This is a genomic window from Anaerobiospirillum sp. NML120448, assembly GCF_023050945.1.
Classification (GTDB): Bacteria; Pseudomonadota; Gammaproteobacteria; order Enterobacterales; family Succinivibrionaceae; genus Anaerobiospirillum.
The window spans coordinates 14233-27125 of record NZ_JALKIM010000048.1; the positions used below are offsets into that span (position 1 = coordinate 14233).

The 12893-nt window shown below is 38.5% G+C and carries 7 protein-coding genes and 1 other RNA gene; 4 read left to right on the forward strand and 4 right to left on the reverse strand.

The features are described from left to right. The first annotated feature begins 20 nt into the window (after positions 1–20). On the forward strand, positions 21–761 hold the full coding sequence (locus MXE38_RS08560) for a hypothetical protein (protein WP_246913939.1): 741 nt from the start codon (positions 21–23) through the stop codon (positions 759–761). Positions 762–893: 132 nt separating this feature from the next. Here the strand turns inward: MXE38_RS08560 and MXE38_RS08565 are convergent, their stop codons facing one another. Both MXE38_RS08565 and ffs read right to left on the reverse strand, forming a co-directional pair. Further along, positions 894–2198: an AAA family ATPase gene (locus tag MXE38_RS08565; RefSeq protein WP_246913940.1), complete on the reverse strand. Its 1305-nt coding sequence runs from the start codon at positions 2196–2198 to the stop codon at positions 894–896. A gap of 163 nt (positions 2199–2361) precedes the next feature. Beyond that, an RNA gene (gene ffs / locus MXE38_RS08570) (signal recognition particle sRNA small type) lies at positions 2362–2458 on the reverse strand. A 207-nt stretch (positions 2459–2665) separates the two neighbouring features. Between ffs and truB the strand changes: the two genes are divergently transcribed. From truB to MXE38_RS08585, 3 genes are all read left to right on the forward strand, one after another. After that, the gene (gene truB / locus MXE38_RS08575; protein ID WP_246913942.1) at positions 2666–3655 is read left to right on the forward strand and encodes a tRNA pseudouridine(55) synthase TruB; all 990 of its coding nucleotides are present in this window, start codon (positions 2666–2668) and stop codon (positions 3653–3655) included. Positions 3656–4137: 482 nt separating this feature from the next. Beyond that, on the forward strand, positions 4138–7476 hold the full coding sequence (locus tag MXE38_RS08580) for a GGDEF domain-containing protein (protein ID WP_246913944.1): 3339 nt from the start codon (positions 4138–4140) through the stop codon (positions 7474–7476). A gap of 1013 nt (positions 7477–8489) precedes the next feature. After that, positions 8490–8783, forward strand: coding sequence for a helix-turn-helix transcriptional regulator (locus tag MXE38_RS08585; protein ID WP_246913946.1), 294 nt, complete (start codon positions 8490–8492; stop codon positions 8781–8783). 1245 nt (positions 8784–10028) lie between these two features. Here the strand turns inward: MXE38_RS08585 and MXE38_RS08590 are convergent. Both MXE38_RS08590 and MXE38_RS08595 read right to left on the reverse strand, forming a co-directional pair. Further along, entirely contained in the window at positions 10029–11558 is a 1530-nt protein-coding gene (locus MXE38_RS08590) for an OFA family MFS transporter (protein ID WP_246913948.1), read from the reverse strand. 194 nt (positions 11559–11752) lie between these two features. After that, positions 11753–12893 (reverse strand): hypothetical protein (locus MXE38_RS08595; RefSeq protein WP_246913950.1); only part of this gene is annotated, 1141 nt, incomplete at its 5' end.

The window sequence follows — 12893 nt, forward strand, 5'->3', positions numbered from 1 at the left end:
ATTTAAGGTTAGTCTCGAACGTGGCGATGAATCAAAGTCCTTTTGACCATAATTTTACGCAGTCTTATTTGCTTAAGGCAGGAGTGCGTTTTGATTTTAATGTGGTCGATACGGTATGTAATCGCAAATTGGGCTTTGGTTTTTATGTAGTCTTAATTTTAGCCCTCTTAGTTTTTGGCCTCCCTCCTGGCATGCCTGGCAATCCTGTAGCGGCAAATAATGAAGCTTTAGATAGCACTATAGTAATTGGCTCAGCAACACGATTGTTACTAATGAGTATTTTGGTGTTATTGGTAAGTTACGCCATTTATAGCCTGCTGCGATATAGTTATTACTTAAGATTAAGAGCCAAACTGCGAACTGATCAAGCTCCCATAGCAGTAGAGGCCTATGCGGTAGTTTGTTTAGATTTAAAGGTAAAATTCTCTGACTATTTGTGGTGGTTGCTCAGTAGGGCCGTAGGTAAAGGTGACAACTACTTTTGTAAGTATGCTGTTATTTACAAGGAAATTGGCACTGAAAATCCACGCTTTTTCTTAACCGCTGCCGTCAGCTCTCGTAAATTGTGCTTTATTCCAGAGCATATAGGCCGTGTCTTTATTCACAGAAAGAAAAAGCATCTTTATACAGTAGATGATAGATCTGCCTACCAAACTGTGTCTAAAAAACGTATGGCTATTAAAACAGTGATGGTACCAAGTTCAGCCTCAATGAGCTCACAAAGCGGTAAGTTTGATCAAAAAAATAGCATTAAAGACTAAAATCAAGGTTTCCCGCTAGTACGGTACGGCTAGTGCTGTACTGATAGCATGGTACGGTTAGTGGGGCTAGTGGTTTTGCTGTGGCCATAGCCATAGCTTCTTAGCTATGGCTGGAGGGCGGCTTATATTAGGTTAGGTATTTGAGGTGCTTGGGTCGGCTTTAATTAAATATTCCTCTTCACCAGCATCAAAGACACGGGTGTTAATTGGCAAGTCACGTAGGCTTGGGTGAGAGATGCCTGTTAATATTTGGAAAATACGCCTCATTTCAACATTGGCAAAGCCATAGCGATAACGCCAAGATAAAGAATGCTCACGATCTGCGTAAGTAACCTTGTTGATAGAGAAAATGCCTTGCTGTACTAATAGTGGGCCAAATTCTTTGCCTTCTGGGTTAATGCTTACTTCCTCTAGTAAGAGCTGATCTTGGCCATCTTTTTCGATGAGCCATGATAAATCTGGTTTTTCTTTAGCCAAGGCTGCCTGTAAGAAGGTGTAGTTATTGTCGGCATTATAGGCGTAAAGCTCACCATCATTATCTAAAGCTCGGGTCACTGAATAAGGACACAAAACTTTATTCTGCTTATCAGAGAAGACATAGCCGCCATAACATTTCTCAAGGCAGTCTAAATACTCAGCTACAGTAATACCTTGCTGAGGCGCAATACGAGCTAAATCCTCACCATAAGTTTGTTTAATCTCATCAATACTAAATCCAGTTAAGGCAGCACTAATGTCATTAAAAGAAAGGTCAATGACGTGAGGTAAGCCCTCTGAAATATTGCTCGATAAGCTAAATTTAATGTGGCCTGTTAATAGACAAAACTTAACTCTATCTCCAGCTTGTCTAAAAGCATTGAGCATTTCAAAATATAAAGATAAGCAGTTTTGTCGCTCTTGGTCATTTTCCAAACGACTCATAAGCATAATAGGGACATCATAGTTATCAAACAGCACTACTAGTTGTTTTTGCTCACGATCGGTAATTTCTTTAATGAGCTGTAGCATTTGCATGCGTAAATCTTTACCAGTATCGGTCTTAATTTTTACGTGATGTTCCCAAATAAGACTTTGTAAAGCATCGTAAAGTACTTTTACTATTTCATTGTAAGTAGTGGCTTTTACTTTAGAGAAGCTAAAGTGCAAGACGCAATAATGTCCCAAATTATCGATATTAAGGCCATTAGCGCTTTTAATATCAATATTATCTAACAGCACCTCATCACGGCTATAAATAGCCTCAATAGCTTCATTAGCTAAAGATAGACCAAAACCACGAGGTCGGATTAACATAAAAAAGTTCTGACGAGGTGGGCGAGGGCTATTTTCAATATAGTTCATAAAGCCTTTAAGCTGTTCTATCTTATTGATATAGTGGCGATCAGTTAAGATAACTTCGCTTAAATTGGAATTACCTCGAGAGTTAATGCTTTCCATTGCCAATCCTTTCAATGATTAAGAGCAAATTACGTAGCCATAAGTTTACTCTAAAAGTTCTGAATAAACTAATAATAGGATGATTTGAGCTAAGGTAAAGGTGGAATGATGAATTATGGAGGGCAAAAACGAAAAAAGACACCTAAAGTGTCTTTTGTGGGCGGAGGCCTAACTACATCTCGGTACCTCATTACTCAAATTTGGCTGCTTCCTTCCGGACCTGACCAATTGATCTGAGAACAAGTACGAGAGAGCTAGAGCCCCCATATCATTGTGGAGGCTATAATAATAAATTATGTAATGCTTGGCAAGTACTAGCATAGGATTATTTATACAAAATATCTAATAATCCGATAAAGATAGGCATTGTGGTACAATGAGCCCCCGAAAAATGATAAGACTTTTAGTAAAGCTCTTATTCGTAATGTTTAACCATAATTTTAATGTTTTAAGCACTAGGTGTTGGCATGGCAAAGCGCAAGATTAACGGCATTTTCTTATTAGATAAACCAGAGGGCATTTCATCATCTTCTGCCTTGGTTAAGTGCCGTGCTATTTTTAAGGCACAAAAAGGCGGTCATACTGGTGCTTTAGATCCATTAGCATCGGGCTTATTGCCTATTTGCTTGGGTGAGGCAGCCAAGTTTTCCTCATTCTTTTTAGAGGGCAATAAGCGTTATTTAGCTCAAGGTACTTTAGGTGTAGTTACTACCACTGGCGATCGTGAAGGCGAGGTGGTACTAGAGCGTGATATTGGCGATGCCGTGGAGAGACTTGAGAGCGTATTAGAGCAGTTTACAGGTACTATTACTCAAGTGCCACCTATTTACTCAGCTATTAAGGTAGATGGTAAGCCTCTTTATAAATACGCACGTCAAGGTAAAGAAGCCGAGGTTGAAATACCTAAGCGTCAAGTTGAAATTTTTGAGCTTAATTTAATTGAAAAGACAGCTAATACTTTTACTGTAGAGGTCTATTGCTCCAAGGGTACTTATATTCGTACTTTAATTGCTGATATTGGTGAGGCCTTAGGCTGTGGTGCTTATGTAACTCATTTGCGCCGCACCTTTGTAGAGGGCTTACCAGCAGGTCAAATGACTACTTTGGATGAATTACAAAAGCTTTCTAATGATCGTGAGGATAAATTAAACTTTAGTGATTTAGATTCACGCTTAATTGCCATTGAGGATGCTTTAGATAATCTCCCTCGAGTCGATATTCCTTTATCTATAGCTCAGCCGCTTAGCAATGGTGTGCGTCAAGGGACAAACTTTGCCGAGCAAATACTATGTCAAGGTGGTATCAAGCCTAATGAAATGGTGCAGGTGCGTTATCATGACTATTTTATGGGAGTTTGTTATTTTACTGAGGACAATGTATTAGTACCTAAGCGCCTTATGGATCCTGAGCTCTTTAGAGAGTTTCTTGCTAAAGAGAAAAACCTAGCTCAAGCTTAAGCATAAGTAGCAGCGATATTGGTGTTCTAAAGGTATATAATTGCACTAGGAATTTAGCCCTCCTAGTGCTTTTTTTAGATATGTGGCATCAATATCTAAAAAAATATGAATAGAACTGGATTTTTTTTACAAAATTGAAAGCAATTTTAGAATTTTGCTAGCAAGATCTCTTTTGCTTAACAAAAGGCTAAACTACACTATTCGTTTAATGCCTTTAAAAAAGATAACAATTTAATCAATCAAGCAGGCAAGTCTAAATTTGCAACTTAATTTTATTTTCGGTGAGAAAGCTCTTGCTTAATAAAAAGCACAAAATTTTGGTTGTAGATTTTTTTTAGTTAGTAATAGTGCTAGCTAAAACAGTGCAAATATAGTTTTTGTGTAATCTAGTAGCACTTGCTTAGTGCGGAGAAGCATTTGTGAACAGCTTTTTGCAAATTAAAAAGATTAGTGATCTAACAAGACTGTGCATATTGCCAGTAATGGTATTATCTATTTTTCTATCCTTTTTTCTCTATATTGATATGGAGAAAATCCAAGATAAGGCTCAGGATCTTGTAGATGGCGCTATTCCCCATATCTCTGCCGCTCAGCAAGGTGCCATTAGCTTGGTACAGCTTCGTCGTAATATTGAGACTTTATCCTCCTCTGTTGATCAACAGCGTTGCCGTCTGGCTTATTTCCAGGCTACTGCTGTGCTCAAAGACAATATTCTTTTTAATACTCCAAGCTTACAATTTAAAAGAGATGAGCTTTTAGTCGAAGTTAATCGTCTATGGAAGCAGCGTATTTTAATTGATCAATTACGCTCCAATGTTCACAACTCTTTACATTATATGGATATGCTGGCTTTCTTAATTGTAAGCGAGCAGCCTGATCTTTTCCGTGATATTGACCTTAAGCAAGGTGACTATATTGACTTATACCGCACTGGTATTTACAACCGTGATTTAAAAGATATCCATCACTATTACTACTCTATTTTTGCTGAGCGTCTTTCCCCTTCTTTTAACCGTAAGGAGTTTATTGATACTCACCCATATTTAGATGAGAACAATTTAAGTCCAGAAAATGAGCCTCAATTATCTTTTGCTAAGTCTAATTCTTTAACTAATGAGCAATTGCTATCCCAAAATCAACTCAAGGCTCAAGGACACGCTACAAGTAATAGCAGCACCAAACGCAATGAACCTGCTTTAGTTAACTCTAAAGAGCAGGCTGTGGTAGATAGTTTGGTGGGTAAATCTATTGCCCAGGCTGAAAAGCAAGCCTATGCAGAGGCCCAAAGTATTATTGAGCAAGGTAAGGCTAACAAAAATGAAGAGGTGCTACTTGGCAGGAATTTTGGCTCTGCTAAGAGTTATTCCCAGCGTAAAGAAATTGTTAATGAAGAGCTAAATGAGGACTGGCTTGATAAGTTATTACAAGAGCACGGTGTCATGAGCTCTCATAAGCATACTCGCTATTTTTCTAAATATGTTGATCCTGATGTCTTAGCTATTGCCGCTGCTTGTCACAATGCTTTGCTTTTAGATTACTACGCTCAAGAGTTAGAAAGATTTGACCCTATTTGGGATATTTACTTAAAGCAACAGCGTGAGTACTCAAGTGATTTAATGACTATTGTTAGAAAGCTTGAGGCCTTAGCCGAGGACTTTACTTATAGTGAGTTGCACTCTTTACATCAAGAGTTATCAGACATTACTTATTTAGCCTCTGAAACTAAGCCTATGGTTATGATTACTATTGGCTTCGGTTTAATTGGCTTTTGGGTGGTTATTTACTTCTTAAATCGCTTAATCATGCAGCCATTACGTATTATTGCTCGCATTTTGATTAAGTTTAGATATACCAAAGAAGTTAGTCTGTCCCGTTATGAAGAGTTCTTTAAGCGTCAGCACTTAGTCGAAATCCGTGAGGTTATTGATGTTCTGCCTCAGATTTTCGAAGAGTTCTCTCATATTACTGAAAGCTCTAATGTGCTCAAAAAGCGCTATGACGAATTGGTAACACACTCTAAATATGATGCGCTAACTCGTGTCTTTAATCGTGGCAGTCTTAACGTATTAATTAAAGAGCTTGATTCTAATACTCCAGCTAACTTTGCCATCTTAATGATGGATATCGACTTCTTTAAGCTGCTCAACGATTCTATGGGCCATCAAAGAGGTGATGAAGTCTTATTTGCCGTAGCTCAAACCATTCAGCATAATCTTGCTAAAAAGGATTTGGTCTATCGTTATGGTGGTGAGGAGTTCTGCGTTATTCTCTCAGACGTTAATCAAGAAAATGCCTTTAAAGTGGCAGACCGCTTATGCCGTACTATTGAATCATTACAGCTGAAAAATGATGGTGTAGTAAGTGGCGTAGTAACTGTTTCTGTAGGCTTAAGCTTAGTTACTGAGCGTCCTAACCAGTTTAGAATTGAGGAGCTTATTAATCAGGCTGATAAGGCTCTTTATGAGGCTAAGAGAGGTGGTCGTAACCGTGTCCATGCTTGTGATGAGAGCATTGCTTTATCCACACAAGGCATTGAAGTTCCAGAAAACAAGAAAGAGAACGCAAGCAACGCCAATCCTACTGCTGATGACAGTACCAACGATGCTTCATTGTCAGATAAGAGCGTTCCTGAGCTTGATAATAATGCCAAAGTGCTTTTAAGCGATAAAGAAAGCTTAGATGATATGGTTCATGCAATAAATAATAAGCATGATCTCTTAGCCCATGAAGTACAGGAGCTAGTACCATCTGAGGGCTCTTTCTCTATTGCCAGCTATGCTAATACCATGTCCACCCAATTAGATAATGACAATGACAATGCCAAGGACAAAGCAAGTAATAGCACTTCATCTTTAACCGATAACGATGAAGGCACAGATAAACAGTCTATTAGAGCCAAGCTAGGTAAGTTTTTCTATAGCATTTTCCAAAATAAGTATAAGGAAAGTGACGAGGAATACTTTAAGAGACAGAAAGCTGAGCTTGATAATTATAATAATATGCCAGCTTACTATTACTTCTTATCTAACATCAAAACTAAGAAAGAAGAACAAGAGGCATTAAAGGCTCAGCAACTTAAAGATGAGCTGTTAAAGCAAAGGCGTGAACGCTATAAAAAGAAGTCCTCTAAACCTGCCAATACTAAGCGTCATAGCCATAGCTCTAAGCTAAATCAAGCTAAGAGCTCAAAAGTTCATGATGGTAGTGAAGGCACTAAGAGCAGTATTAATGCTAACTTAAAAAAACAAGATGCTGGCAAGGAAATGATGGAAAGAAAGAATCCAGCATTCCTGATTAACACTGACTATTTCAACAAGATTGAAAGTGATGAGTTAAAGAAAAGTGTAAAGCTTAGCCAAGATGGTAGTGCTTATGAATTTTCTTTAACTGCTAGTGATTTGGCCAAAGAAGTTGAGTATAAAAAGGAATATAACGAAAAGCTCAATGAGGTATTAGCTGAAAATGACCCTCTTTATGAACAAGAGCAGTCCATAGCTAAAGTAAAATCGGTAGTGGTCAATGATGATGGTTATGCTGAGATTTCCATTGTCGCAGCCAAAGATCATCACGGTCAAGATCCTAATGTGTCCAGACCTGCTTACGAGCTCCTTTCTGGTGATGCCCAAGATCCTGACACCGTCCAAGGCTCGCCCGCTGAGCCAGCTTCGCAGGCCCTGCCTGATTCGCATTATGCGCAGGCTCAGATAGCTGAGCAGGGCCAGTCAGCTGAGCAGGACTTGCAGGCGCAACAAGCCTCACAGGATGCACAGCCATCCTCTGAGCAAGATAAGCTAGCAGAGCACAAGCAAGAGCAAAAATAGGGAGGCCCTCTCGACCTCCTTGCAGCTTTAATAATTGCTGTTAGCTGCTATTTTATAAGATAAAAGTAAGAGTGCAGTTAAGCTCTGTAAGTAGTGATTGTTAGCCAATAGCCCAAAGCTAGTTAGATACTATCTTTGGGCTTTATTTTTGGTTAGCTTGCAGCTTTGCTGTAAAGCAAAATTCCTAAAAATTTTTGGCAAAGTACTTTCTTGCCTAGCTCTCAACAAGAGCTGTTGTGCTAATAGGGAAAAAACACACTTTTTTTAAGTAAAGCAATAGCAAGCTATTTTTGGCATACAGGTTTTGTTTAGTAAGAACAAGTTTTGTATAGGCTAATAGCCCTGATTTTATTTAGTGGTTTATTAATCTAGTTTACAAAATTAAATAACACAAATAAGGTCATTTAAATGATTGTCTATCTACCATTGCGCCTTTAAATGCTATTTTTCGAATAAATTTAAAAATTGACGTTGCCTTATCTTTAAATATCTATGGTCTTTTGACCATTAATTTTACTCTCAACTATAGAAAAAAAGTTTTTTTATGGTAAACTTTGCACACAATTAAGGGCTTGTATGCTTGACATCAAAAGTAATAAATCCCTTATAAATCACGTTATTGAGCTTATAGAAAGTATCTCTAGATATGAACACTAGATGCAAATGACGTAACATACAAGTCGAAAATTACATAGCATGGATAACAGTTAATGTATTCCTGCTATTTTTTTTTGTCTAAATAATGATTTAGACGAAATAAGCTTTTATCTTGAGTCGATATTTCTCTGTTCTATCATTCTTAAAAGCTAAAAATTTTTGTACTGATATTTAATGTAACAACTCATAGCAATGTAATTGCTGGTGTTACAGTTTTTAATGAGCACATGATACTTGTCCTGATAAAGTGTCACATGCTTAATATTAAGAAATTCTTGTATCTTTATAGGAAAGCAAGTAAGTGAATATGTGCTTAACATTTAAACTAAACTCAAACTTTTTGGAGTTCTTTTACAATGATCAATCTTCAGCGTGACGTTAATATCACTGATTTAGAGCGCTTTGCAAACTCTATGACCTCTCCAGAGGCTCAGCTTAAGAAGTTTATTCATGATACTCGCAAGTCCATGAAGCTTAGCCAAAGAGAATTATCTAAGATGAGTGGTGTTAACCAGTCAAATCTTTCCAAGATTGAAAATGGCATTATTAACCCATCCATTGCTACAATTCAAAAGGTTGCCGCCTGCTTAGGTCACAAAGTTGAATTACGCTTTGTTCCAGACTTTAGCGAAGGCTCCAAAAAGTATTAATAGCTGACAAAATAGTTAGTTCTTAACACTATGGTTGTGATAACCGTGATACTTGCTCCTTACAATCGTAGGTAAGAGATTTATCGTAGTGTTAAAGAGTAATTAAAACTCACCTCCCCATCTCCATAAAACTCATTCTCTCCTCCACAAACAAAACAAGACACCAAAACTTACCTCCCCACTCATCACCTACTAGAACTAACGCAGTAAACTTTACAAAACACTAAAAGCTGCCTCTAAGTCGCCTCTGTAGCCCCTAATCCCAAGCTCAACTAATGATTAGCTCTCTAGACCTATAGTCAAAACTAACATTCATCCTCTTGCGCTTGCGCATGCGCATGAGCTTCATTACCTTTGTTCTGGCCTTAACTCATTAGGTCATGATATATGCCCAGGCATTTATTGAATCAACTAAAAACAGATTGCCCACTTATTCTTATGAGTAAAGATGTTGGTACAAGCTGGCTACTAATTTTACAAAGATAATGGAACAACAAGCTTTCAATTAAAGTACACGTTAATAGGCTTGTCCATAGCGCTGGCTAATAGCATGCGCCAGAGACGCTGCGACGCTGCTAATAGCATGTGCCGAGCTTGGACGCTGACGCTGGCTAATGGCTCTTGTCCATAGCGCTACTTTATGGCACGTACTCTAACTCTAGTCCACACTGCTTGCCTGAGATGGCAAATTGACTTACTAGTGCCTCTTTAGGTGGTAAATAACCAGCTTACTGCATTTAGACAGCATATGCTAAAGGTTAATAGCCTTAGACTGTAGGTCTTTTTATGAGTATTAATCCAGAGTGTAGCTTAGCTAACTTAAATGAGCACGGCTGGTGCTTTTAAAGCTTTAGTAGTGTTGTGCGCTGCTTTGTTGGCTAGGGTGTTAAGGGTGTTAAGGTCCGCTATAAGGTTTTATGGTTTGTATATTTATTTTGGTAGGGAAGGCTGACTTTGACCTTGTTAAGGCTAGCTCTGAGAGCTTTTATTTTGGCAATAAAAAAGGCAGCCCGAGGAGTGGGCCGCCCTTGGAGGAGTTTACTAAATTGCAAGGCAATTTAGTTTTGTGAGGAGACTGTATTGTACCAAACACTAAGAATGAAAGAGGATATCTATTGCTAGTTGTGCTAAAAATAGCAACAAAAAAACACACAATATGGTTTTAAAGCCTTTAACTGGCTAATTTTCCCTAATATTTCTGTTCTTTTAGCCTAATCCTCTTTGTTTTTTCTTGGGTTTGGCCTACTAAATCTGAGCCTTAGCTGAAGCATCACCTTGCTGCTCTTTAGGCTCTGCACTAGCACTAGCTGTAGCAGTAGCGTTGGCAGCGGCAGTTGCGTCTACAGCGGCGGCTGCGGTAGCAGGTGCTGCGTCAGCAGCTGTTGCATTAGCGCCAGCTGGAGCTTGGGCTGGAGACTGGGCCTGGGCCTGGGCCTGAGCGTTGGCTTGCTCCTGAGCCTTCTTTTGGAGGTGATCTGGGACAAGGTCACACTTGAGGTTTGCTAATGGGTCAGCAAAGGCTTTAGAGGCTTTTTCGTAGGCAGCTACAGCTGCTGCGGCCTCTTCTTCATCAGTACGAATCTTGTGGGTACGAACTAACTCTCTGTGACTTTCGGTTAACTCAGCTGGTAACTTAACTAATAATGAGGCAATAATAGCTACTACAATTAGAGCGCTCATCATTAAGAAGGTCATGTTGTAAGATCCGAAAATAAAGGCGGCTGCATAACCAAAAATGGTTCCTAATCCAAAGCCTAAATAGAGTAAGCCATAGTTTTTAGCTAAGTTACGAATGCCGAAGAAGTCGCTAATAATGGATGGGTAAATAGTTAAAGTACCACCAAAAGAGAAAGCAACTAAGGCTACAGCAGTAAAGAATAGGGTAGGGGTAAGTGGGATAGCCACAAACATTAAAATAGCCAATAAAGATAAGCACTGATCAAAGGTGATCAAGCGAATACGTGGCAATCTATCTGAGAGCATGCCCATTACTAGACGGCCTGCAATATTAGCAATAGCCACAACGCTAACGGCAGTAGCAGCCTCGCTAAGGCTCATATCTAATAAAGCAGTACCTAAGTTAGAGGCAACACCAATAATGTACAAGCCTACCATGCAGTCAATAAAGAACATTAAAGATAGGAGCCAGTAAGGTAAGGTGCGAATAGCGCTATGTAAATCATATTCACGCTTGGAGTTATTGCTACTAACCACTGAGGCTTGTTGCATAGCATCATAGATTAAGATGCAGCCAAATGTTACTACCACGGCACAAGAAACGCCCCAAGTTAATAAGGCGGTAGTTAAGTCATAGTTGTATAGTAAGTAGCTATCAACACTCTTATAAACAAGAGAACCTAAGCCGTAAGCGCCAATACATAAAGCAGATACTAAGCCCTTATGCTTTGGAAAGAACTTTACGCAATTAGTAAGAACAAGCATATAGCCCAGGCCATCACCAAAGCCTAAGAGTACGCCAGCGCTTAAATATAGTAAAACTAAATTAGGAGCAAAAGCAGCAATCATTAAGCCTAAGCCGCAGCAGACAGCACTAAGTGCTACTACATTTTGCATGCCTATGCGTAGTTTTAAGAAACCTGAGCTGGAGCTACCAATGGCTAAGAACAAGGTCATAATACCAAAGGTAAATGCAATAGCACTGATGTCTAATTCGTATTTCTCGCTTAAAGGCAAGTTGAATAAAGACCAGGCGTATACTGAGCCTAGTGCTAAGAGTACCAAAAGCGATCCAATGAGGGTCTTAATCTTAACCATAAGAAGAAGTTCTCCTGCTGAACTCTTTATAAAAATGTTGGTGGTATGAGTGCTGTATAGGCATGGCAAGCTGTTGCTATGGCAAGCCCCTTAGAAATTGCACTCATTGTACGCTGATTACTTAATAAATATTATCAGATGCAAATCTTAAGTAATTGTGACCTGTCTCACAGAATTTTACGAGATTTTTATTGCTATTGAGATGGATCACTCTTTTCGGAAAACATCATTTCAAAGAACGTACACAAACATTCCATACGTGCTGATAATTTGTCTGCCAGAAGATTCCTGCAAGAGGTATAAGATAACATATGACTTTTTCGTTTAACGTTAGAGTTATACTTGCCTTTATACATATTCAGCATATCTACTATTAAACGAGAGAAATTAACTCTAATAATGGCATTGCTCTTAACACAAGTAGCAATATAGTCCTGACCTATGACGGTATCAGCAGTATTATGTGCCTGTTCACAAAGCCAATACTCATTAAGTGATATTAAAATTTGCTTAAAGCCATGTTCGTCTAATTCAATTGAAGAAATATAATAATGAACCTTGCCAGTATTAGATTTCTTGTTCTTCATATTTAATGTATCTACTGAATACTTATTACCAATAATGGTGGTGAACTTGGTTTTCTTAATGATGGTACGTACCTTACTAAAATTGTTGAATGCACCTGTATTAACATCCAAGAATGCTGTAGGGTTCTTAGCAATTATCTCATCAAGCTCTGTGACAGATACGGATTCTACAATAACTTTTTCTGCACGATTACCATAAACATTGGTATCTGACTCGAATCTCTGATAGCCATCATAATTAGCAACATCAACAGAGCTATATATCGTTTTAACAAGTTTATAGGCTGCTTTGCCTGATGGATTAGCTTTTACAGGGAGAATCAACTCTATATTTTTTTCCTGCATCATGTTGTATAACTCAGCCTCTGTATTTAGAGCATCAGCCATAAATACATTTCCTTGTAAGTCATCATAGTTCGCAATGATTTCCTTAAAAGCTGATCTTTCATGGTTCTTTTTATCTTTCACTCTTAAATCAGCCAATAAACGTTTTGTACAATTATAGATACTACAACTAGTAAAATGCTTCCTAGGAGAGCCATCAGCATCCATATAGGTTGCTCTAAGTTCCTGGCCATCACCACCATAAGTATCCATAAAAGGTTTGGATGAAGTAATATCATGACCTTTTAGGAATCCATGTGTTGCTTGATAGCTTGTTCTGGTACCATCTTCAATGCTTGGCTTAAGACGTACTTGTTGCCAGAATTCGTAGAGATCCTCATTATTATCTTGCTCATCAACATTA